Origin of the sequence: Brachybacterium sp. AOP43-C2-M15 (assembly GCF_052446295.1) — a bacterium.
Lineage (GTDB): Bacteria > Actinomycetota > Actinomycetes > Actinomycetales > Dermabacteraceae > Brachybacterium.
Genome location: NZ_JBQSWB010000020.1, coordinates 16,866 through 42,253 on the forward strand (window position 1 = coordinate 16,866; position 25,388 = coordinate 42,253).

Sequence of the window (25,388 nt, forward strand, 5' to 3'; positions counted from 1 at the left end):
CACGACGCCTCCCACGTCTCCTTAGGGTAGGCAATCCTTACCCAGGCGGGTCCGGACGGCCCGCCGCATCCAGGAGGCCCCGTCCCATGGAATCGCTCGTCACGCGTCCTGCCCTCGTCCCATCCCTGCCCGCCTCGTCCCGGCCCGGTCCCGCCGGGAGCGGCCTCCTCTCCGCCCGCTCGGCGGACGCCTACGAGGAGCTGCTCCACCAGGTGATCGCTGACGTGGCCGAGCGGTTCCGGACCGTGCGCGCGCCGTCCGTCGGCCCGGACCGCGCTCACCTCGAGGAGCTCGTCGAGGCTCCCGACCTCGACGGACCCGGGGTGGGCGGCGCCGCCGCCCTGCGCGAGGCCGATGCGCTCTACGCCGGCAACGCCGTCTGGTTCCACCACCCCTCCTATCTCGCGCACCTCAACTGCCCGGTGGTCCTGCCCGCCGTGGCCGCGGAGGCGATGCTGGGAGCGATCAACAGCTCGGTGGACACCTACGACCAGTCCCTCGTCGGGACGCTGATGGAGCAGCGCCTGGTGCGCTGGACCGCCGCACGCATCGGCTTCCCCGCAGGGGACGGCGTGTTCACGTCGGGCGGGACCCAGTCGAACCTCCAGGCACTCTTCCTCGCCCGGACCCGTGCGGAGCGCATCGCGGAGATCGGGAGGGAGAGGCTGCTGCCGCGGCTGCGGGTGCTCACCACCGATGCCGCCCACTTCTCCGTCTCCCGTTCGGCCACCCTGCTGGGACTGTGCGAGGACGCCGTGCGCAGCGTCCCCGCCGACGCCGAGGGCCGCATGGACGCCACGGCGCTGCGCACCCGACTGGACGCCCTCGAGTCGGCGGGGGACCACGTGATGGCGATCGTCGCGACTGCCGGCACCACCGACCGCGGCACCATCGACCCCCTCGAGGAGGTCGCCGCGGCGGCCCGCGAGCACGGGGCCTGGCTCCATGTCGACGCGGCCTACGGAGGGGGCCTGCTGCTCTCGCCCACGCGACGAGGGCTGCTGGCCGGCATCGAGCTGGCCGACTCGGTGACCGTCGACTTCCACAAGACCTGCTTCCAGCCCGTCTCCTCGAGCGCCCTGGTGGTGCGTGATCCTGCGGACCTCGCGGCCACCGCCCACCACGCCGACTACCTCAACCCCGCCGCCGAGGCCGACGGAGCCGACGCCGAGCCCAACCAGGTCGACAAGTCCCTGCAGACCACCCGACGCTTCGACGCGCTCAAGCTGTGGACCACTCTGCGCGCCCTCGGGCCCGACGCGATCGGGGACATGGTCGACGCCGTCTGCGACCTCGCCACCGAGGTGCGCGCGCTGCTCCGGGACGACCCGGACCTGCACGTGCTCGGCAGCACCGATCTCAGCACGGTGATCTTCCGCTTCCGCCCCGAGGGGCTCGACGAGGCCCGCGCCGATGAGCTGCAGCCGCTGATCCGCCGGATCCTGTTCCAGTCGGGGCGTGCGATGGTGGCCCGCACCACGATCGACGGCACCTCCTGGCTCAAGCTCACCCTGCTCAACCCCGAGGCGACGATCCTGGACGTCGCCGCCGTGCTCGACCTGGTGCGTGCGACCGGTCGCGGACTGCTGGCCGGGACCCGCCTCGCCGCCGCGGGGGAGACCCGATGAGCGTCCCCGTCCGCGTCCACGACCTGATCGGCATCGGGATCGGTCCCTTCGGGCTGGGGCTCGCCGCGCTCGCGGAGCCGCTGGACGAGGTCGATGCCGTGTTCGTCGACCAATCCGAGGGCTTCTCCTGGCACCCGGGCGTGATGATCGACGGCACCACCCTGCAGGTGCCCTTCCTCGCCGACCTGGTGACGATGGCGGATCCCACCTCGCCGTACTCCTTCCTCGCCTTCCTCAAGGCGACCGGCAGGCTCTATGCCTTCTACATCCGCGAGTCCTTCTACCCGCTGCGTGCCGAGTACGACGCCTACTGCCGCTGGGTCGCGGGGCAGCTGGGATCGCTGCGCTGGCGCCGCCGCGCGGTGGCCGTCGAGGAGGAGGACGACCATCTGCTGGTGACCCTGGCCGTGCTCGGCCCGGACGGCGCCACCACCGGGTTCGAGCAGCTGCGCGGGCGTCATGTCGCGCTCGCCGTCGGGACCGCTCCGCACCTCCCGCCCGCCCTCGCCGAGCTCGAGGACGAGGACGGCGGGGCGGCGGTCCTGCACAGCGCGCAGTACCTCGAGCGGAAGGAGGAGCTGCTCGGGGCGGGCTCCGTGACGGTCGTGGGCAGCGGGCAGTCCGCCGCGGAGGTGTACCGCGACCTCCTCGCCGAGGCCGTGCCCCACGGGACGCGGGTGGACTGGGTGACATGGTCCCCGCGGTTCTTCCCCATGGACTGCACCAAGCTCACCCTCGAGATGACCTCGCCCGAGTACACCGACCTCCACCGCTCCCTGCCCGAGCCGGTGCGTGACCGACTGGGCCGCGAGCAGCGAGACCTGCACAAGGGGATCAGCGCGGACCTCATCGACGACATCCACGAGCGGCTCTACGCCCTCACCCTGGAGGGCCGTGACCTGCCGTCGCAGCTGCTCACCGGCACGGCCGTGACCGGCGCCCGCTGGGACCCCGACCGCGGCGAGATCGTGCTCGACCTCGAGCACGGGCTCACCGGCCAGGCGGCGGAGCGCCGCACCGGCGCCGTCGTCGCCGCGACCGGGTACCGCCCGCGATCCACCGAGCTGCTCGCCCCGCTCAGCGCCCGGATCCGCCGCGACGGTGCCGGGCGACTGGACGTGTCCCGCGACTACACGACCGACGACCGCGGCCGCGTCCACGTGCTGGGCACCGAGGAGCACACCCACGACGTCACCGCCCCGGACCTCGGGTTCGGCGCCTGGCGCGCCTCCGCGGTCCTCGCCGCCGTCACCGGCGCCGAGCCCTACCCGATCGAGCGCCGCATCGCCTTCCAGACCTTCGGCCTTCCCGCCGCGCACTGACCAGGAGCACCACGATGGACCTGACCTTCCACCCCCTCGACCCCGCCGCCCACGCCGAGCTGCTGCACGGCTGGCTCACCGCGCCCCGCGCCCGCTTCTGGGGCATGACCGAGCACAGCCTCCAGGACGTGCGCACCTACCTCGAGGCCGTCGCGGCCTCGCCGCACGAGCAGGGCTGGATCGGTGAGCGAGACGGCGTCCCATTGGTCCACGTCGAGACCTACGACCCGCGTCACCTCCTGCCCGAGGGTCTGCTCGAGCACGCACCCGGCGACCTCGGCATGCACCTCCTCATCGCTCCGGCGCACGGCGTGCCCGAGCACGGCCTCACCGCCGTGGTGATGGCAGCGGTGCTCCGCTGGTGCCTCGACGAGCGCGGCGCCGCCCGCGTGGTGGTCGAGCCCGACGAGCGCAACGCCGCCGTGCTCGCGAAGAACGCGGCGGCCGGCTTCCGGGTGCTGCGCCACGTGGAGATCCCCGACGGCACCGGCACCAAGCGCGCCGCGCTCAGCGTGTGCACGCGGGCGGACTTCGCCGCCTCCGTGCTCGGAGCGGGTCAGGGCGCGGTCGCCGGCGCGGCGACCGCCCACCTGAGCACCGATGTGGGGGAGGAGGTGCACCGCCGGCTGCTCGCCAAGGCGCTCGCCGAGCTGTCCCACGAGCGGGTGCTCGCCCCCACCCGGTGCGACGACGGACTCTGGGAGCTCGCCGTGCCGGGCACGGAGGTCCGCTACACCTTCGCCGCCCGCGTGCTCCCGCTCGAGCACTGGATCGTGGACCCCGCCTCGATCCGCCGCACCGTCGCCGGGGAACCGACGGCACCGGACGTGCAGGTCCTCGTCGCCGAGCTGCAGGACACGCTCGGCATCCCCGACGACCTGCTCTCCACCTACCTCGAGGAGCTCGCCTCGACCTTCGCCGCCCGCTGCGCGACGCTCGAGGCGGCCCGCCGCGGCGAGCGGCCGACGGCCCGCGATCTCCTGCAGGCGGACCTGCCGGGGGTCGAGGCCGCCATGACCGAGGGGCACCCCGGCTTCCTGGCCAACAACGGCCGCATCGGCTTCTCCCTGCCGGACTATCGCACCTATGCCCCCGAGCAGGGCCGGTGCACCCGGCTCGAGTGGGTCGCGGTGCGCCGGGAGCACGGGCACCTCTCACTCGGCGAGGGACTCGGCGAGGAGGCCCACGTGCAGTGGGCGCTCTCCCCGGAGGAGCGGGAGAGCTTCGCGGCCCGGCTCGCGGGCCGCGGGCTGGACCCGGCCGGCTATCTGCTCATGCCGCTGCACCCGTGGCAGGCCGAGCACCGCCTGCCCATCACCTTCGCCCCCGACATCGCCCGGGGCGATCTCGTGCCCCTCGGCGCGGGCGGCGACGAGATGCAGCCCCAGCAGTCGTTGCGCACCTTCTGCAACCGCACTCGCGCCGGGGCGCCCTCTGTGAAGGTCGCCCTCGCGATCCAGAACATGGGCTTCCTGCGCGGCCTCTCCCCGCACTACATGCGCGACACGCCCGCGATCAACGACTGGCTCGCCTCCCTCGTCGGAAGCGATCCGGAGTTCGCCGCGCAGGGGTTCCGGGTGCTGCGCGAGCGCTCCGCGGTCGGCTACACGGGCGATGCCTACCACCGCACCCGCACCACGAACCCGCACCGCAAGATGCTTGCGGCGCTGTGGCGAGAGAGCCCCGTCCCGCAGCTCGCCGCGGGGGAGCGGGCCTTCACCATGGCCGCGCTGCTGCACCGCGACCACGAGGACCGCTCCTTCGCCGGTGAGATGCTCCGCGCCTCGGGCCTGGCCCCGGCGCAGTGGGTCGCGCAGTACCTGCGGGCCTACCTGCGCCCGCTGGTCCACGCGCTGCTCGCCCACGACGTGGTGGTCATGCCCCATGGCGAGAACCTCATCCTGCGGGTGCGGGAGCAACAGGTGGTCGGCGCGTTCTACAAGGACATCGGCGAGGAGATGGCCGTGGTGGGCCGTCGCCCGCTCCCGGAGGGGAGGGAGCGGGTGCGCGCCGTGGTCCCGGGGGACGAGAAGGCGCTGTCGATCTTCACCGATGTGTTCGACGGGGTGCTGCGCCATCTCGCCGGGATCCTCGACGCCGACTCCCTGTTGCCCGCCGAGCGGTTCTGGTCCCTGGTCGCCGAGGTGCTGGACGAGTACGAGGCGGATCACCCAGATCTCGCCCGCGGACTCGCCGGGGACGTCGACCTGCGGGCCGGCTCCTTCGCCCACTCGTGCCTGAACCGTCTGCAGCTGCGCAACACCCTGCAGATGGTGGACCTGGGAGATCAGGCCTCCTCCCTGCTCCACGCCGGGAGCATGGACAACCCCGTCGCGAGGGTCGGGGCGACGGTCTGAGAGCACGGGCAGGGCGGCGGACCGGCCCGTCGCCCTGCCCTGCCGCCCGGCACGGCGTTCGCAGGGTTCGGGCCCGGGCGCCGTCGCGACGTCCCCCCGCGCGTGGGCAGCAGCCCTCGTGCCGCGTGTGATCCTCGACCGCTGTCCGGATGGTGACACCGCAGTCTCGCATGGCGGCGTAGCATGGCGGCATGCCTCAGCTCCGCTCCCGCACCTCGACCCACGGCCGCAACATGGCAGGTGCCCGCGCCCTCTGGCGCGCCACCGGCATGAAGAGCGGCGACTTCGGCAAGCCGATCGTCGCGATCGCGAACTCGTACACCCAGTTCGTCCCGGGCCACGTCCATCTCAAGAACATGGGCGACCTGGTCGCCGGGGCGATCGCCGAGGCGGGCGGGATCTCCAAGGAGTTCAACACCATCGCGGTCGACGACGGCATCGCGATGGGCCACGGCGGCATGCTCTACTCGCTGCCCAGCCGCGACGTCATCGCCGACTCGATCGAGTACATGGTCAACGCCCACACGGCGGATGCCCTGGTGTGCATCTCGAACTGCGACAAGATCACCCCGGGCCACCTGATGGCTGCGATGCGGCTGAACATCCCGGTGGTCTTCGTCTCCGGCGGCCCCTCCGAGTCCGGCAAGCCCGTCGAGGGCGTCACCGACGGCCGCATCGACCTGGTCGACGCGATGGCGCTCTCCGCCGACGAGTCCGTGACCGACGCGCAGCTCGCGGAGGTCGAGGAGAATGCGTGCCCCACCTGCGGCTCGTGCTCGGGGATGTTCACGGCGAACTCCATGAACTGCCTCACCGAGGTGCTCGGCCTGTCCCTGCCCGGCAACGGCACCACCCTGGCCACGCACGCCTTCCGCAAGGAGCTGTTCCTCGAGGCGGGGCGGAAGATCGTCGAGCTCGCCACCCGCTACTACGAGGACGGCGACGAGTCGGTGCTGCCGCGCTCGATCGCCACCAGGGCCGCGTTCTCCAACGCCATGGCGATGGACGTCGCGATGGGCGGATCGACCAACACCATCCTGCACATCCTCGCGGTCGCGATCGAGGGCGGGGTCGACTTCGGACTCGACGACATCGACCGCATCTCGCGCCTGGTGCCCACCCTGTCGAAGGTGGCCCCCAACGGCACGGCCCACGTCGAGGACGTCCACCGCGCCGGCGGCATCCCCGCGATCCTCGGCGAGCTCGACCGCGCCGGGCTGCTCGACCACACCATCCACACCGTGCACTCGCCGGACCTCGCCAGCTGGCTCGCCGAATGGGACGTGCGCGGAGGCACCGCCTCGAAGAAGGCCGAGGCGCTCTTCCACGCCGCCCCCGGCGGGGTGCGCACCACCCAGGCCTTCTCCACCACCAACACCTGGGACGAGCTCGACCTCGACGGCGAGGAGGGCGTGGTCCGCGCTGTCCCGCACGCCTACACGAAGGACGGCGGCCTCGCCGTCCTCAAGGGCAACCTCGCCCGCGACGGCGCGGTGTTCAAGACCGCCGGCATCACCGAGGACCTCTTCCACTTCGAGGGCACCGCCGTGGTGTGCGACTCGCAGGAGGACGCGGTCCAGAAGATCCTGGACAAGACCGTGAAGGCCGGCGACGTGGTGGTCATCCGCTACGAGGGCCCGCAGGGCGGTCCCGGCATGCAGGAGATGCTCTACCCCACCTCCTTCCTCAAGGGGCGGGGCCTGGGCAAGACGTGCGCGCTGATCACGGACGGGCGCTTCTCGGGCGGCACCAGCGGCGTCTCCATCGGCCACATCTCCCCGGAGGCGGCCGAGGGCGGATTGATCGGACTCATCGAGGACGGCGACCGGATCATCATCGACGTCGACAAGCGCCTGCTCGAGCTCGACGTCCCCGAGGACGAGCTGGCCCGTCGCCGTGAGGCGAAGGGTGCGCTGCCCTGGCGCCCCGAGAACCGCGACCGTCAGGTCTCCCAGGCGTTGAAGGTCTACGCGCACCTGGTGCGCTCGGCGACCTACGGCGCGACCCGTCGGCCGCTGGACTGATCGGGACCCGCGGCCCCCGCCCCGGGCAGGGGCCGCGGCGGTCCGTGCGGCCAGCTCGGACCCGCGCTCAGGACGGCATCACGTCGCCCTTGTACATCGCCTGGACGACGGGATTGTCCGAGTACGAGCCGCTCGCCCAGATCGGGTCGTCGTCGCCGGGGAACGAGAGCACGCGCGGACCCGCTTGGGCGGGATTGTTGCCGAGCCGCTCCCAGACCGGGACCTTGGGGAGCTCGCTGTTGAAGATCAGCGCGAGCCGATTGATCAGCTCGCGCTGGCGATCCTCGTCCAGGCCTTCGCCGGACTCGGTCACCAGTCTCTGGATGTCCACCTCGCCCATCCCCTCGATCTCGCGCACCAGGTCGTAGTCCATGCCGCGACCTCCCTGGTTGCGTGAGATCGGTTCGTTCTCGGTGATGAACGCCGAGGAGTAGGCGTAGTGCGGATGCGTCTCGCCGCCGCCCCAGCTGAAGGTGACGATGTCGAAGTTCCCCGTGTGGACACGCTCGGTCATGTTCGGGCTCTCGATGCCGTCCAGCTCGATCGTGATCCCGAACTCCGTGAGCTGCTCCGCGATGAACTGCGCACTGGGCGGGTAGTCGGCGAAGTCGGACTGGAAGGTGATCGAGTAGCTGGCGGCGTCACCGGAGGGCGTGGCCCAGGTGCCGTTGGAGAACGTCCACCCGGCCTCCTCGAGGAGGGAGGCGGCGCGGCTGTCGTCGAAGTCGTAGGCATCGAGCTCGGAGCGGGTCCCGTCGTCCAGCCACTGCTCGGACAGCAGCTGCGGCATCCCCGACATGTCGGGGATCTGCACGGACTTGTCCAGCGAGATGGTCCCGGCGGACTCCTTGTCGATCGCGCAGGCGAGCGCCTGACGGAACAGCGGGTCCTTGAACTCCTCGTGCCGTCCCATCGACAGCAGCAGGGACATCCCCGAGTAGGTGCCCGAGAGCTTGGTCTCCACCCCCTGGGCCTCCCACTCCTGCTGCGTCGAGACGGGGAAGCCGTGAGTGGCGTAGTCGATGGTGCCGTCCAGGACCAGCGGGGTGATGTCATCGGTCTCGCCGTTGTAGACGACCAGGGACTCGAAGGCGACCTGATCGGCGAGCAGGCCGTGCTCGTTCTTCGGCAGGGTGATCGAGGCGTCGGAGACCGAGCCGAAGTCGATCGCGAACGGGCCCGAGAACAGCACCTCGGTCTCGTTGTCCTCCGGGCGCCACTCCTGGACCTCGTCGCGCAGGGAGTTCGCCTCGTCGCTGTCCGTCTCCTGGCCGTCCTCCTGGAGCGCCTTCGCCTTCTCCCCGAACTCGCCGTAGACCGCCGCGGGAAGGATCGGGGCCTTCATGATCCGTCGCTCGACCACTGTCGAGGGGTCGTTCAGCTCGAAGGTGACCTCCAGGTCACCCGTCGCCTCGAGGCCCGAGACCATCGTCCACTCCTGCTGGTTCATCAGCCAGCGCAGCCAGAACGTCGACTCGACGTCCGCCGCGGTGAGATCGCTGCCGTCGGACCACTTCAGATCCGGCTTGAGGGTGTAGACGAACCTGTTCTCGGTGAACTCGAACCCTTCCGCGAGCAGGTACAGCCACTCCTCCGCCGACCAGTCCCACAGACCGCCCGGGGCGAGCACCATGTGGTGCCACAGGCCGGGACCGAGGATGATGCCCCCGATCACCCCGGGGGCGTAGTTGAAGTGGCCGGTGGGCGGGGCCTCGTAGGGCCAGGCGCCGTGGAAGACGCCGTCGGGATTGTTCGTCCCGGGATCACCCCCTCCCTCGCCGTCGCCACCGCCCGTGTCCGCCTGGCAGGCGACCAGGCCGGTTCCGGCGGCGCTGAGGCCCAGCAGGCCGAAGAGGCGTCTGGTGAGGTTCTTCTCCACTCTCGTGTTCTCAGTCATGGTGCTCTCCTTCGTCATCGATCATCGGGACATCGTGCGAGCGCACCGTGCGGCGCATCGCCAGCATCAGGACGGTGCCGGTGGTGACTGCCACCACGAGCACCAGGACGGTCATCACGAACGGACCGCCGCCCACGGGGGGACGCCCGAGGGCGAGAACCCCCAGGCACATCACGACGAGGAAGCTGACCAGGCCGAGCCCGGCCTTCCCCATCTCCAGCGGCAGCTGCATCACGCCGCGTCCCCCTCCCGCGCGAGCCGTGCCGCGCGCTTGCGGCGGGCGAGATCCGGGTCCGCCTCCGGAACCGCCTCCAGCAGCGCCCGGGTGTACTCGTGCTGCGGGTCGTTGATCACCTCGAGGGTGGGGCCGTACTCGACGATCTCCCCGTAACGCATCACGGCCATCGATCCCTCGGCGCCGAAGAACTTGGCCATCGCCAGGTCATGGGTGATGAACAGGAACCCGACGCCCCTGTGCGTGCGCAGCTCGGTGAGCATCGCCAGCAGGTCGGTGCGGATGGACACGTCGAGCATCGAGGTCGACTCGTCGGCCAGGATCAGCTTCGGGTCCAGGGTCAGTGCACGCGCCACCGAGACGCGCTGGCGCTGCCCACCGGACATCTGGTGCGGGAACTTCTCCAGGTAGGCCCCCGCCGGTTCGAGCCCGACCGCCGCGAGCAGTTCGGTGATCTTCTCCTCGGCCTCCGCCCGTCCCCGCACCACCCTGTGCTTCAGCAGCGGGGCGGAGAGGATCGAGTAGACCGTCTGGATCGGGTTCAGGGAGGCGTAGGGATCCTGGTGCACGTACTGCACGGACCGGCGGAAGGAGCTCCAGGTCTTCCGATGCGCCCTGTCATAGATGTCCCGCCCGTCGAATCGCACCTGCCCGGAGGTCGGCTGACGCAGCCCGGCGCCGATCTTGGCCAGGGTGCTCTTGCCGGAGCCGGACTGGCCCACCAGGCAGAGCACCTCTCCCGCGTCCACCGACAGGTCCACGTCCTTGACGGCGTGGAGGTCCTCCTTCCCGGTGTGGAAGATCTGGTTGATCCCGTCGAACTCCAGCAGCTTGTGGTCCTCAGCCATCGGTCCTCGCCTCCTGGGAGGGGTCGCGGTCCTCGGTGACCGTGGGCACGGCACCGATGAGCTTCTTGGTGTAGGGATGCTGCGGCCGGTAGAAGATCTCCCGGACGTCTCCGACCTCGACCATCTCGCCGCCGTACATGGTGGCGACGCGGCTGGCGAGCTCGGCGGCGACGGCCAGGTCGTGGGAGACGAAGATCATCGCGAAGTCGAGACGGCCGTGCAGCTCGTAGATGAGGTCGACGATCCGGCGCTGGGTGAGGATGTCCAGTGCGGTGGTGGGCTCGTCGAGCAGGAGCAGCTGGGGCTCCAGCAGCAGGGCCATCGCGATCAGCACCCGTTGGCGCATGCCGCCCGAGAGCTCGTGCGGGTAGGCCTTGAGCACGCGAGCCGGGTCGAGCTCCACCTCCCGCAGCACGTGCTCGCTGCGCTCGCGGATGCTCCTCGTCGAGGCGCGCGGCTCGTGGGCGCGGACGGTGTCGACCATCTGGTCCCAGATGCGGAGCACGGGGTTGAAGGAGTTCATCGCGCCCTGGAAGACCATCGCGATCTCGGACCAGCGGAACTGGCGCATCCTGCTGTCCGAGAGCGCGAGCAGGTCCACCATCTCTCCGTCGCGGGTGCGGAACTCGACCGTCCCCTCCGGGATGCGCCCGAGCTTCGGCAGCAGCTGCAGCAGGGCGAGGGCCAGGGTGGTCTTGCCGCATCCGCTCTCCCCGATCAGGGCGATCGACTCTCCCGGGTGGACGTCGAAGGAGACGTCCGAGACGGCCCGCACCGCCGTGTCGGCGCTGTCCGCGCCGTGGTACTCCACGCTGAGGTTGCGCACTCTCAGCAGAGGTTCGTCACCCATCTGGTCCCCTTCAGTTGTGCCGCAGGCGCGGGTTGAGGATCTCCTCGAAGGAGCGCGACATCGTCACCAGCGAGAGCTGGAGCAACGAGATCGCCAGGACAGGGCCCATCACCCACCAGACCGAATCGGCCGAGAACTGGGCCCCGGCCTTCTGGGCCCAGTGCATCGTCACGCCCCAGTTCGTCCCGGTCAGGGGGGCGAGTCCCAGCAGGTACAGGCCCACCAGTGCGTAGACGGCGTTGATGGCGCCGAGCACGAAGTTCATGAGGATGTAGCTGGACATGTTCGGGATGATCTCCCGCAGGACGATCCTGGTCGTCCCCAGATCCAGGAGCTTCGCCGCTTCGATGAACTCGCGCTCCCTGAGCGAGAAGGCCTGGGAGCGGACGGCTCTGAGCAGTCCCGGCCAGCCCAGCGCGCCGATCAGGAGCGCCAGCCCCCAGTCGGAGCCGACGGAGTAGAAGGATGCGATCACTGCGAGCAGGATGATCGAAGGGACCGTCAGCACGATGTCGGTCGCGGTGACGATCACCGCGTCGACCTTGCCGCCCACATAGGCGGCCAGGGACCCGAAGAAGACCGCGACGCCGGTGGAGATGAGCGCCGCCAGGAAGCCGACCAGGAGCACCGAGCGCCCGCCGTTGATCACATCGATCATGACATCGCGACCCATGTTGTCGGTGCCGAGCCAGTGCTGCCAGCTCGGTGCCTGCAGGCGGCTCGGCACGTCCGCCGGGTTGGCCGGTGTCAGGAAGGGGCCGACCAGGCAGACCAGCACGATCACGACGAAGGTGCAGAAGCCGATGAAGCCCGTCGTGGAGCGGCGCATGCTCCGCCAGAAGACCGTGAATCCGTTCGGACGCACCCGGCCCTCGTCGAGGATCTCCTCGTCGACGTGCGGTGCCTCGTCACCCGGGGGGATGTCCCCGGTGGCCTGGGTGATGCTCATCGATCAGCCGTCCTTCCCGGTGAGGCGCACGCGTGGGTCGATCGTGGAGTACAGGAAGTCGGCGAGCAGGTTGGCGATGACGACGGCGATCGTGGTCAGCAGGAGCACGCCCTGGATGGTGGTGTAGTCGCGGGAGGAGATCGAGCTGTAGAGCAGCATTCCGATCCCCGGATATCTCGTGATGGTCTCGACCAGGATCGAGCCGCCGACGACGAACCCGATGGAGAGCATGAAGGACGTGAACAGCGGCAGCATGGCGTTGCGGCCCACGTACTGGAACTGGATCCTCGAGTCCTTGAGCCCGCGGGCCCGGGCGACCTGGACGTAGTCGTCGCCGAGAACCTGCACCGTCGAGGACTTCATCACCAGCATCCAGCCGCCCAGCGAGGTCAGCACGTAGCAGATGATCGGCAGGGCCGCGTGGAACAGGGCGTCCCCGATGAACTCCGCGTTGAAGCCGATCGTGACGCCCGGCGTGTAGGCACCCCGCATCGCCGCGAGCGGCAACCAGCCGAGCTGGACCCCGAAGAAGACGATGATCATGATCGCCATCAGGAACGAGGGGATGGACTGGGTGACCGAGCCGAACCCCGTGGCCAGATGATCGAACCAGGTGCCGCGCCGGTACGCCATCACCATGCCCAGACCGACACCGAGGACGAAGCTCAGGACCAGCGCGAGACCGACGCTGAACAGCGTCCACGGCAGGTACTGCCCGATCATGGTGATCACGGGGGTTCCCGGTGCGGTGATCGAGTTGCCGAAATCGCCCTGCACCAGCGCGATCATGTAGTCGGCGTACTGCACCATCAGCGGGGCGTTGGGATCGAAGGAGAACAGGCCGGCCGCCTGTGCCGCGGCCTGTTCGTAGCTCATCCCGTAGGTGCTGATCTGCTCATTGATGTAGACGTCGACCGGGCTGCCGGGAAGGAGGCGGACCAGGAAGAACGTGCCGCTGGCGACGACGAAGATCGTGAACAGCGCGCGCACGATGCGCGAGAGCGCGTACATCGCCGTCTGCCGCCGGTGACGCCTCACGGCTGCGGCGGTGGTGACCGTCCCGGTCCGACCAGGGGGTTCGCCCGGCTCGGCCCTCGCGCCCGCCGTGCTCTCCGCGTTCGTCGTGGACTCACCTGCGCTCATGGACCTCTCCCTGGTCGGCTGAAGCGGCTGCAGCTGCTTCGAGCTGGGTCACCATGCACTCCCGACTCCTGATCCCGACTCCTGTGTCGACCGGCGTGGAGTGCGCCGTCGGTGCCCGGAGTCCACCACGTCGAGGTGATTGTTTCTGCGCGTTCGGCGCTCCGTTATGCGTCCGTGACCTCTGCGGCAGGTGGGCGGAGGGCGACCCGGTGGTGGTCGGCGGCGCATTTGCCGAGCGCATCCGCGAGAGTCCCGTCCCACGGGATCTCGCCATCCGGACGGGTGGCGGGGTCCGCAGGGGAGGGCCTAGCATGGGCGCATGCAGAAGATCCTTCTCGTAGTTCCCGAGCGCGGCTGACGCCCGTTCGTCTCTACGAGCTGTCATCCGCGCCCCTCCCCGAGTCCCTGGCGGAGGGGCTTTTTCGTGCCCCGGACGGGTCGCGGACGCAGGAGGGGCCGGGAGATCGCCGCAGCAGCAGTCCCCGCCACGCCCACCGTCCGAGACGACGAAGGAGTTCCGATGACCGGACAGCAGATGACCGGCGCGCAGGCGCTGGTCGAGTCCCTCAAGCACGCCGGAGCAGAGGTCGTCTTCGGCCTTCCCGGCGGGGCGATCCTGCCCACCTACGACCCGCTGATGGACGCGGAGGGCCTGCGCCACGTGCTGGTCCGCCATGAGCAGGGGGCCGGGCACGCCGCGAGCGGCTACGCGCACGCCACCGGCAAGGTGGGCGTGTGCCTGGCGACCTCGGGCCCCGGCGCCACCAACCTCATCACCGCCATCGCCGACGCCCAGATGGACTCCATCCCGATGGTCGCCATCACCGGTCAGGTCGGCTCCGCCTTCATCGGCACCGACGCCTTCCAGGAGGCGGACATCGTCGGCATGACGATGCCGGTCACCAAGCACAACTTCCTGGTCTCCGACGCCGACGAGATCCCGAAGGTCATCAAGCAGGCCTTCCACATCGCCTCCTCGGGCCGCCCCGGCGTGGTGCTGGTGGACGTCACCAAGGACGCCCAGCAGGCGCAGACCACCTTCGAGTGGCCCGAGACCCTGGACCTGCCCGGCTACCGTCCCGACGCCCGCCCCCATTCCAAGCAGATCCGGGAGGCGGCGTCCCTGCTGCTCGAGGCCAAGCGCCCGGTGTTCCTGCTGGGCGGCGGCGTGCTGCGGGGGGATGCGACCGAGGAGGTCCGCGAGCTGGTGGACGTCTCGGGCGCCCCCTTCGTGACCACGCTGATGGGCCGGGGCGCCCTGCCGGACTCGCATCCCAGCCATCTCGGCATGCCGGGCATGCACGGCACGGTCTCCGCGGTCTCGGCGCTGCAGCGGGCCGACCTGATCGTCGCGATCGGCGCCCGCTTCGACGACCGCGTCACCGGGCGCCTGGACTCCTTCGCCCCGAACGCGAAGGTGGTCCATGCCGACGTCGACCCGGCGGAGATCTCCAAGAACGTCGTCGCGGACGTGCCCATCGTCGGCCAGGCCGCGGACATCGCCCGCGCCCTCTCCTCGGAGGTGCGTGAGCGCCTGGATCACGGCGATCCCCGGGACTACGGGGCCTGGTGGAGCACGCTGGACATGCTGCGGGAGAACTACCCGCTGGGATGGACCGAGACCGAGGACGGCTTCACCGCTCCGCAGAAGGTCATCTCGCGCATCAGCGCGATCTCGGGCCCCGAGTCGATCTACGTGGCCGGCGTGGGGCAGCACCAGATGTGGTCCAGCCAGTTCGTGACCTACGAGCACCCCAGGACCTGGATCAACTCCGGGGGGCTGGGCACCATGGGCTATTCGGTGCCCGCCGCGATGGGCGCGAAGGTCGGCCGTCCCGACCGCACCGTGTGGTCCATCGACGGGGACGGCTGCTTCCAGATGACCAACCAGGAGCTCGCCACCTGCGTCATCAACGACATCCCGATCAAGGTCGCGGTCATCAACAACTCGAGCCTCGGCATGGTGCGCCAGTGGCAGAACCTGTTCTACGACAAGCGCTACTCCAACACCGACCTCAACACCGGTCACGGCACGCGCCGGATCCCGGACTTCGTCAAGCTCGCGGACGCCTACGGATGCGCGGGCCTGCGCTGCGAGCGCGACGAGGACATCGACGCCACCATCGCCCAGGCGATGGAGATCAACGACCGCCCGGTCGTCGTGGACTTCACCGTCAGCGCCGACGCCATGGTCTGGCCCATGGTGCCGGCCGGCGTCTCCAACGACGAGATCCAGATCGCGCAGGGCATGAGCCCCGAGTGGGAGAGGGACATCTGAGCATGACCACGAACACGACGAACACCTCGGACTACGTCATGACCCCCGAGAGCCAGACGCTCTCGGTCCTGGTGGAGAACAAGCCCGGTGTCCTCACCCGCGTCGCCGCGCTGTTCTCCCGCCGCGGGTACAACATCTCCTCCCTCGCGGTCGGACCGACCGAGCACCCGGAGATCTCCCGCATCACGGTGGTGGTCGACGTCGACCAGCGGCGCCTCGAGCAGATCACCAAGCAGCTCAACAAGCTGGTGAACGTGCTCAAGATCGTCCAGCTCGACGCCCGTCAGACGGTCCAGCGCGAGCTGATCCTCATCAAGGTCACCGCGGACAACTCCACGCGCACCTCGGTGCTGGAGATCGTGCAGATGTTCCGGGCCAAGGTGGTCGATGCGGCCGCCGACTCGGTGACCGTCGAGGCCACCGGCACCCAGGACAAGCTCTCCGCGCTGCTGGGGATGCTGGAGTCCTTCGGCATCCGGGAGATCGTGAAGTCCGGCGAGGTCGCCATCGGCCGCGGCGGACGCGCGATCACCGATCGGGCGCTGCTGGGCTGATCGTCCGCCCCACCCGGAGGCCACCGCGGTCCCACATCCAGAGACCGCCTCTCACGACGTAAGACACCGGGCGATAGGATCCACCCGTCGCCCGCACCCCACAACGAAGGAGCACACCGTGGCAGAGATCTTCTACGACGACGACGCCGACCTGTCCATCATCCAGGGCAAGAAGGTCGCGGTCGTCGGCTTCGGCTCGCAGGGCCACGCCCACGCGCTGAACCTGCGCGACAGCGGCGTCGAGGTCCGGGTCGGCCTGCGCGAGGGCTCGAAGTCCCGCGCGAAGGTCGAGGAGCAGGGCCTGGGCGTCGGCACCGTCGCCGAGGTGGCCGAGTGGGCCGACCTGATCATGATCCTCACCCCGGACCAGGACCAGCGGAAGGTCTTCGCCGAGTCGATCCAGCCGCACCTGTCCGAGGGCAAGGCGCTGGCCTTCGCCCACGGCTTCAACATCCGCTTCGGCTACATCGAGGTCCCCGCGGGCGTCGACGTGCTGCTGATCGCCCCCAAGGCCCCGGGCCACACCGTGCGCCGCGAGTACGTCGCCGGTCGCGGCATCCCGGACATCGTCGCCGTCGAGCAGGACGCCACCGGCTCCGCCTGGGACCTCGCGCTCTCCTATGCCAAGGGCATCGGCGGCACCCGCGCCGGCGTCATCAGGACCACCTTCACCGAGGAGACCGAGACCGACCTGTTCGGCGAGCAGGCCGTGCTCTGCGGCGGGATGAGCCACCTCGTCCAGGCCGGCTTCGAGACGCTCGCCGAGGCGGGATACCAGCCCGAGATCGCCTACTTCGAGGTGCTCCACGAGCTCAAGCTGATCGTCGACCTCATGAACGAGGGCGGCATCGCCAAGCAGCGCTGGTCGATCTCCGACACCGCCGAGTACGGCGACTACGTCTCCGGCCCCCGCGTGGTCACCGACGAGACGAAGAAGGCGATGAAGGACATCCTGGGCGACATCCAGTCCGGTGCCTTCGCGAAGCGCTTCATCGAGGACCAGGACGCCGGGGCGCCCGAGTTCACGAAGCTGCGCGAGGACGAGGCGAAGCACCAGATCGAGACCGTCGGCAAGGATCTGCGCAAGATGTTCGCGTGGAGCGCCCAGGCCGTCGACGACGACTACACCGAGGGCAGCGCCGCGCGCTGAGCGATCCCTCCCACGGCGACGGCGGGCGCACCCCTGGGGGTGCCCCCGCCGTCTCCGTCCGCACCGCGGGCCGAGGCGCCCGCGACCCGCATCTCGCATCCTGACTCCCATGACCGCATGGCGGACAGGGGTCTAGGCTGTGCGCGTACCCGTCGCCCTCGAGGATGCGCGCGACGACCACCATCCGTACTGGAGGAGTATCCGTGACGCGTCCTGTCGTGCTCATCGCAGAAGAGCTGTCGCCCGCGACCGTCGAGGTCCTGGGGTCCGAGGTCGAGATCAGGAACGTCGACGGCACCGACCGTCCGGCGCTGCTGGCCGCGGTCGCGGAGGCCGACGCGCTGCTGGTCCGCTCCGCGACCCGGGTCGATGCCGAGGTCTACGCCGCGGCCGCGCACCTCAAGGTCGTCGCCCGCGCGGGCGTGGGCCTGGACAACGTGGACGTGCCCGGCGCCACCAGCGCCGGCGTCATGGTCATCAACGCGCCCACCTCCAACATCGTCTCCGCGGCGGAGCTCGCGATCACGCTGATCCTGTCCTCGCTGCGCAATCTCGGCCGGGCCGATGCCTCGGTCAAGGGCGGCAGGTGGGAGCGCAAGCAGCTCACCGGGGTCGAGCTGCTGGAGAAGACCGTCGGCATCGTGGGCTTCGGCCGCATCGGCCAGCTGGTCGCCGAGCGGCTGCGGCCCTTCGGCGTGACGCTGCTGGCCTACGACCCCTATGTCAACCATGCCCGGGCCGCCGAGCTCGGCGCCCGCGTCGTCGAGCTCGACGAGCTGATGCGCGAGGCGGACGTGGTCACGGTCCACATGCCCAAGACCCCGGAGACCACCGGCCTGATCGGGGCCGAGCAGTTCGCGCTCGCCAAGCCGAACCTCCACATCGTCAACGCCGCCCGCGGCGGTCTCATCGACGAGGACGCGCTCTACGAGGCGCTCAGCAGCGGCCGCATCGCCGGGGCGGGCCTGGACGTGTACTCCTCGGAGCCGCCCACGAGCTCCGAGAGCGCGCGGCGCCTGCTCGAGCTGGACAACATCACCCTGACCCCGCACCTGGGCGCCTCCACCAGCGAAGCCCAGGAGAAGGCAGGCGTCGCGGTCGCGAAGTCCGTGCGACTGGCCCTGGCCGGCGAGCTGGTCCCCGACGCGGTGAACGTCGCCGGCGGTGCGATCGACGACCTGGTCCGCCCCGGCGTGGCCCTCGCCGACCGGCTCGGTCAGCTGTTCACCGTCCTGGCCGGCGAGGCGCCCGAGGTGCTCGACATCGAGGTCCACGGCGAGGTCGCCTCGCGCGACGTCACCGCCCTCAAGCTCTCCGCCCTGCGCGGAGTGTTCCGCTCGGTCGTCACCGAGCAGGTCAGCTACGTCAACGCCCCGGTGCTGGCCGAGGAGCGCGGCATCGCCGTGCAGCTGGTGACCGACGAGAACAGCGAGCGCTTCCGCAACGTCATCACCCTGCGCGGCACCCTGCGCGGCGGCGAGGTCGTCACCGTCTCCGGCACCCTCAGCGGCGTCGACCAGGAGCACAAGCTCACCGAGGTCTTCGGTCACGCGCTGGACGTGCCGTTGAGCGATCACCTGCTGATCATCCGCTACCAGGACGGACCGGGCCTGATCGGCACGTACGGCGCCCGGCTCGGCGAGGCGGGGGTCAACATCGCCGGCATGCAGGTCTCGCGGGCCGGCAGCAGCCGCGGTGCCGAGGCGCTCGTGGTCCTGGACCTCGACGAGTCCGTGGACCGGGACTTCGCCGAGGAGCTCGGCGCCGCCATCGACGCCCGCTCGATCCACGCCGTCGATCTCGTCTACTGAGCCGGCCCGGTCCGGTTCGGTCGCCCCCGCCCCGGCCCACGTCCCCACGCTCTCCCAGGAGGAAGCCCCGTCATGAGCACACCCAGCACCACGACCCCCAGCACGCTGCGTCTTGCCGTCATCGAGGGCGACGGCATCGGCAAGGAGGTCGTCCCTCAGGGGCTGCGCGCCCTGCGCGCCGCTCTCGAGCCGATCGGCGTCGAGGTCGCCACCACCGACTTCGATCTGGGCGCGGGGCGCTGGCACCGCACCGGGGAGACCCTCACCGACGAGGACATGGCCCGCCTCGCCGAGCACGACGCGATCCTGCTCGGAGCGGTCGGCGACCCGGGGGTGCCCTCGGGCGTGCTCGAGCGCGGGCTGCTGCTGAAGCTGCGCTTCGCCTTCGATCACTTCGTGAACCTCCGCCCCACCCGTCTGTTCCCGGGAGTGGTCTCGCCGCTGGCGGAGCCCGGCGAGATGGACTTCGTGGTGGTGCGCGAGGGCACCGAGGGCCCCTACGTGGGCAACGGCGGGTCCCTGCGCACCGGCACCGAGCACGAGGTCGCCACCGAGGTGTCCCTGAACACCGCCGTCGGCGTCGAGCGCGTGGTCCGCTACGCCTTCGAGCAGGCCGAGCGCCGCCGCGGGAAGCTCACACTGGTCCACAAGCACAACGTGCTGGTCCACGCCGGTCATCTCTACCGCCGCATCGTGGAGCAGGTCGGCGCCGAGCACCCCGACGTCGAGGTGGACTACGCCCACGTCGACGCGATGATGATCTACCTGGTCCAGGACCCCTCCCGCTTCGACGTGATCGTCACCGACAACCTCTTCGGCGACATCGTCACCGATCTCGCTGGCGCCGTCGGCGGCGGCATCGGGCTGGCCGCGAGCGGGAACATCAACCCCACCGGCGCCTTCCCCTCGATGTTCGAGCCCGTGCACGGCTCGGCCCCGGACATCGCCGGGAAGGACCTCGCCGACCCCACCGCCACCGTGCTGTCCGTGGCGCTGCTGCTGGATCACCTGGGCCATCTCGAGCCGGCCGCCGCGGTGCGCGCCGCGGTCGAGAACGATCTCGCCGAGCGAGCCGCCTCCGAGGAGCTCGCCGCCCGCGGGACCACGCAGATCGGCGACGCCCTCGTCGCCGCCATCTCCGGGCGCTGAACCCCGCCCCCTGGCACACTGACACCGTCCCCACTGCACCGAGGAGAACCCCGTGAGCGCGCTCGACTTCACCCAGACCAGCACCGCCCGCCGCGTCGGTGACGACGAGCGCGCCCGGATCCTCGCCGCCCCCGGCTTCGGCACCCACTTCACCGACTTCATGGCCCACGCCCGCTGGACCGTGGAGGACGGCTGGGGTGCGGGCGAGGTGCTGCCCTACGGCCCCCTCCAGCTCTCGCCGGCGGCCGCGGTGCTGCACTACGGCCAGGAGATCTTCGAGGGGCTGAAGGCGTTCCGCCACGCCGACGGCTCGGTGTGGACCTTCCGCCCCGAGGCGAACGCCGAGCGCATGCGGCGCTCGGCGCGCCGCCTGGCCCTGCCCGAGCTGCCCGTCGAGGACTTCCTCGCCTCGCTCACCGCCGTCGCCGCGGCCGACGAGCCCTGGGTCCCCGAGGCCACGAGCGAGGAGTCGCTGTACCTGCGGCCCTTCATGTTCGCCTCCGAGGAGTTCCTCGGTGTGCGGGCCTCCCACACCGTGGACTACTACGTCATCGCCTCGCCGGCCGGCCCCTACTTCCCGCGCGGGGTGCAGCCGCTGGTCGTCTGGATCAGCGACGAGTACGCGCGTGCCGGCGCCGGCGGCACCGGCGCCGCGAAGTGCGGCGGCAACTACGCCTCTTCCCTGCTGGGCAAGCGGGAGGCCGCCGAGCACGACGCCGACGAGGTCCTGTTCCTGGACTCGGAGACGCACACCAGCATCGACGAGCTCTCCGGGATGAACGTGTTCGCCCTCACGCGCGACGGCCGCCTCCTCACCCCGGCGCTGACCGGCTCCATCCTCGAGGGCGTCACGCGCGCCTCGATCCTGCGCCTGGCGGGGGACCGCGGTCTCGAGGTCGTCGAGCAGCGCCTGGTGATGAGTGAGGTGCTCGAGCAGCTCGGCAGCGGGGAGATCACCGAGATGTTCGCCTGCGGCACCGCCGCGGTCATCAATCCCATCGGCGAGTTCCGGGCCATGGGCGGCTCCTGGACCGTGGGGGATGGCGGCTCGGGGGAGACCACCCTGGCCCTGCGCAAGGAGCTCACCGACATCCAGTACGGCCGCGTCCCGGACCGTCACGGCTGGCTGACCCGGCTGGTGTGAGCGCGATGACGAGCATCCCCCCGATCCCCGCCTTCCACCTCTACGACACCACGCTGCGGGACGGATCCCAGCAGGAGGGGCTCACCCTCTCGGTCGCGGACAAGCTGGCGGTCGCCCGCCATCTCGACGAGCTCGGCGTGACCTACATCGAGGGCGGGTGGCCCGGTGCCGTCCCCCGCGACACCGAGTTCTTCGCCCGCGCGGCCGGCGAGCTCGAGCTGCGTCGTTCCCGGCTCGCGGCCTTCGGCGCCACGCGCAAGGCCGGTGTCGCCGTCGAGGAGGATCTGCAGGTCGCCGCTCTCGTGGACGCCGGCGCCCCGACCATCACCCTGGTCGCCAAGTCGGACCTGCGGCATGTCACCGGGGCACTGCGCACCACCGGCGAGGAGAACCTCGCGATGGTGCGGGACACGGTCGCGCACCTGGTGGGGCTGGGCCGTGAGGTCTTCGTCGACGCCGAGCACTTCTTCGACGGCTTCCTCCACGATCCGGACTACACCACCTCGGTGCTGGTCGCGGCCCATGAGGCGGGTGCCGAGGTGCTGGTGCTCTGCGACACCAACGGTGGGATGCTCCCGCACCAGGTCACCGGCGTCATCGAGGACCTGCGCGCCCGGCTGGCCGCGGCCGGCGCCGAGGACGCGCGCCTGGGCGCCCACACGCACAACGACACCGGATGCGCCGTCGCCAACGCGATCTCCGCGGTCCGGGCCGGGATCACCCACGTGCAGGGCTGCATCAACGGCTATGGGGAGCGGACCGGCAACGCCGACTTGGTCACGCTGATGGCGGACCTCCAGCTGAAGATGGGCATGGAGCTGGTGCCGGACGAGACCTTCGCCGAGGCCACGCGCATCGCCCATGCGATCGGCGAGATCGTGAACATGCCGGTGACCCCGCGCGCCCCGTACGTCGGCGCGAGCGCCTTCGCCCACAAGGCGGGCCTGCACGCGAGCGCGATCCGGGTGGACCCGGATCTGTACCAGCACACCGATCCCAAGGTGGTCGGCAACGACATGCGGATGATCATCTCCGACATGGCGGGCCGAGCCTCGATCGAGCTCAAGGGCCGCGAGCTCGGCTTCGACCTGGCCGGTGACCCGGAGCTGCTCTCGCGCCTCGCCGCGACGATCAAGCAGCGCGAGGCGGAGGGCTACTCCTACGAGGCGGCCGACGCGTCCTTCGAGCTGCTCCTGCTGGACCAGCTGGGGGAAGTGCCCAGCTACTCGACGGTCGAGTCCTGGCGGGCCACCTCGCAGCTCGGCCGCGACGGGACTCTCGAGTCCGAGGCGACGGTCAAGCTGCTGGGCGACGGCGAGGGTCCGCACGAGCGCAAGGTCGCGATCGCGGAGGGCAATGGTCCGGTCAACGCCCTGGACCTCGCGCTGCGCGCCGCGCTGCGCGAGCGCCACCCGGAGGTCGACGAGTTCGAGCTGCGCGACTTCAAGGTGCGCATCCTCGATGCCCAGCACGGGACCGACGCGACCACCCGGGTGCTCGTGCGCACCTCGGGGCGCGGCCTCGAGTTCCAGACGGTCGGGGTCGGCCCCAACGTCATCGAGGCCTCCTGGGAGGCCGTCTACGACGCGTACACCTACGGACTGTACAAATCCGGGGTCTGATCACCGGATCCGTGGCTCCGCGAGGACGCCGGACGCTACTCTGAGCGCATGACCACCTACGTGCTGACCGCCATCGGCGACGATCGCCCCGGCCTCGTCGCCGCCCTCGCCGCCGCCGTCGACGAGCACGGAGGGAACTGGGTCGACAGCCAGCTCGCCCTCCTCGCCGGCAAGTTCGCCGGGATCGTCCAGGTGGACGTCCCGGACGAGCACTCGGCCGCGTTCCTCGACGCCCTGCCCGGCCTGGCCGAGGGAGTGGGGCTCGAGGTCGAGGCGACCGCGGGCGGTGGGGGATCCGCGCCCGCCGGCCCGAGCCGCGAGCTGCGCCTGCACCTCCTGGGCCAGGACCGCACCGGCATGGTCCGCGAGGTGACCTCGGCGCTGCGCTCGCAGGGGGCCACCATCGACGCCCTGCGCAGCTGGACGCGGGAGGCGCCCGAGGGCGGCGGGATGCTCTTCGAGGCGGAGGCCGAGCTGCGCCTTCCCGCCGGGACCGACGAGAGCGGGGTCCGCGAGGCGCTCGAGACCATCGCCGCCGAGCTCATGGTCGACCTGGAGCTCGACGCCCCCGCCTGATCGGGCGGACTCCCGGCGCGCCGGGAAGGACCGGTACTTTCGTCGGAAATCCCGGGGCGGCGGTCGCGAGGGGCGGATCTCGACCCCGCTGACGTGCACAGCTGTCCGGAAAGCGGTGGCACCTGCGGTCGGGGGAGGCTCCTGCCGGCGCTGCGTGTCCTCGAGGGTGCGAGAGGCCGATGCCGCGCGAGGTGACCCGTCGGTCACTTGGTACTTTCGGCCCCCTGTCGTGAGGTGTGTCACCCGGCCTACGGTGTGGTCGCGACCGACGACGGTCGCGCCCGTTCCCCTCGGCTCCTCGGAAGGACCACCACGGTGACCGATCATCCCCACCCCCGCGCTCCCCGCCCCCAGGACGACCTCGCCCCGCTGCAGCGGCTGGGCCGCGGCGCCCGACTCGCCGGCGGCCTCGCCTTCGCCGCGGCCCTGTCCCTCGGCGGCGCCGGCATGGCTGCTGCCGATCCCGGCGACGACCTCGGGACCACCACCTTCTCGCAGTCCGACCAGGAGGGCGCGACCGAGTACTGGACCGCCGAGAGGATGGAGTCCGCGATCCCCGCGGACACCCTGATCGAGGGCGAGCAGGCCCCCGACGGCCAGGTCGAGTCCTCGGAGACCGTGCAGGTGCCCCGGGTCGACCCGCTCGCGGCGACGCAGACGCAGAGCGGCGAGGCGGACTGGAGCTTCGAGGCGGACCCGAGCGCGGCCGCGTCCGGCACCGACCACATCGGCAAGGTCTTCTTCACCGTGGGCGGCAACGACTACGTCTGCTCCGGCAACGCCGTCGCCTCGCAGAACGGCTCGACCGTCTCCACCGCCGGGCACTGCACCAGCGAGTCGGGGCAGTGGGCCTCGAACTGGGTCTTCGCCCCCGCCTACGACCAGGGTGAGACCCCCTACGGACTGTGGAGCGCGACCGAGCTGTACGCCCCCGAGCAGTGGGTCGGCCAGGAGGACATGAACTACGACATCGCCTTCGCGGTGGTCGCTCCCGAGTCCGGCAGCACGAGCCTCACCGACGCGGTGGGCGGCTCCGGCATCGAGTTCAACACCGAGCGCGGCGCCCTCTACACCTCCTTCGGGTACCCCGCGGCGGCACCCTTCGACGGCGAGACCCTCGAGCAGTGCCAGGACTACGGCTCCGACGACACCCTGGGCGGGACGGACGACCAGGCCATCGACTGCGACATGACCGGAGGGTCCTCCGGCGGCCCCTGGTTCGTCGGTGACGGCGCCGACGGGATGCAGATCTCCGTGAACAGCTTCGGCTACACCGCGCAGCCGAACGTCATGTACGGCCCGTACCTCGGGGATGTCGCCCAGGACGTCTACGCCGAGGCCGCGGCGGCCTGAGCTCGTCGCTGCCCGGGATGGACTTCACGGACGGATGTCTTGTGAATGGGATCACGCGCGGTATCCTGGAGTCCGCGCGCTTCCCCCGAGCGCTCAGCCCCCGAGAGGACCATCACAGTGAATGCTGACAAGGACGTGCAGTTCGCCTCCCCCCGCCCGTGGAGCCCGGTGGGTCGGGTGGCCAGGCTCGCCGGAGGGCTCGCCCTCGGCCTGGCCCTCGGGGTCGCCGGTGCCGGAGCCGCTTCGGCCGTCGAGGTGAATCCCCAGATCTCCTCGAAGCTCATGGTCGAGGTCAACCCGCAGAAGAAGATCGAGGCGAACCCGCAGAAGCGGGTCGAGGCCAATCCGCAGAAGAAGATCGAGGCCAATCCGCAGAAGCGGGTCGAGGCGAACCCTCAGGTCGAGGCCAATCCTCAGTGACCCCCGCGTCGTGACCGCTCCGGCGGTCGCCGACAGGAGGCCGGGACCCCCGTGGTCCCGGCCTCCTGTGCTGCGCGG

Annotated in this window: 20 protein-coding genes; 14 read left to right on the forward strand and 6 right to left on the reverse strand. The window is 70.7% G+C overall.

The features are described from left to right. Positions 1 to 86 precede the first annotated feature (86 nt). From ACT3SP_RS16660 to ilvD, 4 genes are all read left to right on the forward strand, one after another. Complete coding sequence (locus ACT3SP_RS16660; protein ID WP_444588416.1) at positions 87 to 1,628, forward strand: pyridoxal phosphate-dependent decarboxylase family protein; 1,542 nt, start codon at positions 87 to 89, stop codon at positions 1,626 to 1,628. Next, the gene (locus ACT3SP_RS16665; RefSeq protein WP_444588417.1) at positions 1,625 to 2,950 is read left to right on the forward strand and encodes a lysine N(6)-hydroxylase/L-ornithine N(5)-oxygenase family protein; all 1,326 of its coding nucleotides are present in this window, start codon (positions 1,625 to 1,627) and stop codon (positions 2,948 to 2,950) included. Before ACT3SP_RS16660 ends, ACT3SP_RS16665 begins: the two co-directional genes overlap by 4 nt. Before the next feature lie 14 nt (positions 2,951 to 2,964). Beyond that, positions 2,965 to 5,307 (forward strand): GNAT family N-acetyltransferase, encoded by a 2,343-nt coding sequence (locus tag ACT3SP_RS16670; protein ID WP_444588418.1) that lies wholly within the window; start codon positions 2,965 to 2,967, stop codon positions 5,305 to 5,307. A 191-nt stretch (positions 5,308 to 5,498) separates the two neighbouring features. Beyond that, positions 5,499 to 7,331, forward strand: a complete 1,833-nt coding sequence (ilvD, locus tag ACT3SP_RS16675; protein ID WP_444588419.1) for a dihydroxy-acid dehydratase — start codon at positions 5,499 to 5,501, stop codon at positions 7,329 to 7,331. Positions 7,332 to 7,398: 67 nt separating this feature from the next. On the opposite strand, the gene ACT3SP_RS16680 is transcribed toward ilvD, so the two are convergent. The 6 genes from ACT3SP_RS16680 to ACT3SP_RS16705 are packed head-to-tail and all read right to left on the reverse strand — an operon-like array spanning position 7,399 to position 13,253. Further along, on the reverse strand, positions 7,399 to 9,228 hold the full coding sequence (locus ACT3SP_RS16680) for an ABC transporter substrate-binding protein (RefSeq protein WP_444588420.1): 1,830 nt from the start codon (positions 9,226 to 9,228) through the stop codon (positions 7,399 to 7,401). Continuing rightward, positions 9,221 to 9,463 (reverse strand): hypothetical protein, encoded by a 243-nt coding sequence (locus ACT3SP_RS16685; protein ID WP_444588421.1) that lies wholly within the window; start codon positions 9,461 to 9,463, stop codon positions 9,221 to 9,223. Before ACT3SP_RS16685 ends, ACT3SP_RS16680 begins: the two co-directional genes overlap by 8 nt. Next, positions 9,460 to 10,311 carry an ABC transporter ATP-binding protein gene (locus ACT3SP_RS16690; protein ID WP_444588422.1) on the reverse strand — a complete coding sequence of 284 codons (852 nt, stop codon included), beginning with the start codon at positions 10,309 to 10,311 and terminating at the stop codon, positions 9,460 to 9,462. Before ACT3SP_RS16690 ends, ACT3SP_RS16685 begins: the two co-directional genes overlap by 4 nt. Beyond that, positions 10,304 to 11,161, reverse strand: coding sequence for an ABC transporter ATP-binding protein (locus tag ACT3SP_RS16695; RefSeq protein WP_444588423.1), 858 nt, complete (start codon positions 11,159 to 11,161; stop codon positions 10,304 to 10,306). The genes ACT3SP_RS16690 and ACT3SP_RS16695 overlap by 8 nt, the downstream gene beginning before the upstream one ends. A 10-nt stretch (positions 11,162 to 11,171) precedes the next feature. Then, on the reverse strand, positions 11,172 to 12,110 hold the full coding sequence (locus ACT3SP_RS16700) for an ABC transporter permease (RefSeq protein WP_444588424.1): 939 nt from the start codon (positions 12,108 to 12,110) through the stop codon (positions 11,172 to 11,174). Between the two features lie 3 nt (positions 12,111 to 12,113). Beyond that, entirely contained in the window at positions 12,114 to 13,253 is a 1,140-nt protein-coding gene (locus ACT3SP_RS16705; protein ID WP_444588425.1) for an ABC transporter permease, read from the reverse strand. A 520-nt stretch (positions 13,254 to 13,773) separates the two neighbouring features. Between ACT3SP_RS16705 and ACT3SP_RS16710 the strand changes: the two genes are divergently transcribed. The 10 genes from ACT3SP_RS16710 (at position 13,774) to ACT3SP_RS16755 (ending at position 25,310) form a co-directional block, all read left to right on the forward strand. Continuing rightward, entirely contained in the window at positions 13,774 to 15,531 is a 1,758-nt protein-coding gene (locus ACT3SP_RS16710; RefSeq protein ID WP_444588426.1) for an acetolactate synthase large subunit, read from the forward strand. A gap of 2 nt (positions 15,532 to 15,533) precedes the next feature. Then, complete coding sequence (gene ilvN / locus ACT3SP_RS16715; protein WP_444588427.1) at positions 15,534 to 16,085, forward strand: acetolactate synthase small subunit; 552 nt, start codon at positions 15,534 to 15,536, stop codon at positions 16,083 to 16,085. 118 nt (positions 16,086 to 16,203) lie between these two features. Next, positions 16,204 to 17,235, forward strand: a complete 1,032-nt coding sequence (gene ilvC, locus ACT3SP_RS16720; RefSeq protein ID WP_444588428.1) for a ketol-acid reductoisomerase — start codon at positions 16,204 to 16,206, stop codon at positions 17,233 to 17,235. 203 nt (positions 17,236 to 17,438) lie between these two features. Further along, the gene (serA, locus tag ACT3SP_RS16725; RefSeq protein WP_444588429.1) at positions 17,439 to 19,046 is read left to right on the forward strand and encodes a phosphoglycerate dehydrogenase; all 1,608 of its coding nucleotides are present in this window, start codon (positions 17,439 to 17,441) and stop codon (positions 19,044 to 19,046) included. Between the two features lie 72 nt (positions 19,047 to 19,118). Next, positions 19,119 to 20,195, forward strand: a complete 1,077-nt coding sequence (locus ACT3SP_RS16730) for a 3-isopropylmalate dehydrogenase (protein ID WP_444588430.1) — start codon at positions 19,119 to 19,121, stop codon at positions 20,193 to 20,195. Between the two features lie 52 nt (positions 20,196 to 20,247). Further along, positions 20,248 to 21,339, forward strand: coding sequence for a branched-chain amino acid aminotransferase (locus tag ACT3SP_RS16735; protein WP_444588431.1), 1,092 nt, complete (start codon positions 20,248 to 20,250; stop codon positions 21,337 to 21,339). A 5-nt stretch (positions 21,340 to 21,344) separates the two neighbouring features. Beyond that, positions 21,345 to 22,961, forward strand: coding sequence for a citramalate synthase (cimA, locus tag ACT3SP_RS16740; protein WP_444588432.1), 1,617 nt, complete (start codon positions 21,345 to 21,347; stop codon positions 22,959 to 22,961). A gap of 48 nt (positions 22,962 to 23,009) precedes the next feature. Further along, complete coding sequence (locus tag ACT3SP_RS16745) at positions 23,010 to 23,537, forward strand: glycine cleavage system protein R (RefSeq protein ID WP_444588433.1); 528 nt, start codon at positions 23,010 to 23,012, stop codon at positions 23,535 to 23,537. A 315-nt stretch (positions 23,538 to 23,852) separates the two neighbouring features. Beyond that, entirely contained in the window at positions 23,853 to 24,890 is a 1,038-nt protein-coding gene (locus ACT3SP_RS16750; protein ID WP_444588434.1) for a trypsin-like serine peptidase, read from the forward strand. 117 nt (positions 24,891 to 25,007) lie between these two features. Beyond that, the gene (locus ACT3SP_RS16755) at positions 25,008 to 25,310 is read left to right on the forward strand and encodes a hypothetical protein (RefSeq protein WP_444588435.1); all 303 of its coding nucleotides are present in this window, start codon (positions 25,008 to 25,010) and stop codon (positions 25,308 to 25,310) included. Positions 25,311 to 25,388 lie beyond the last annotated feature (78 nt).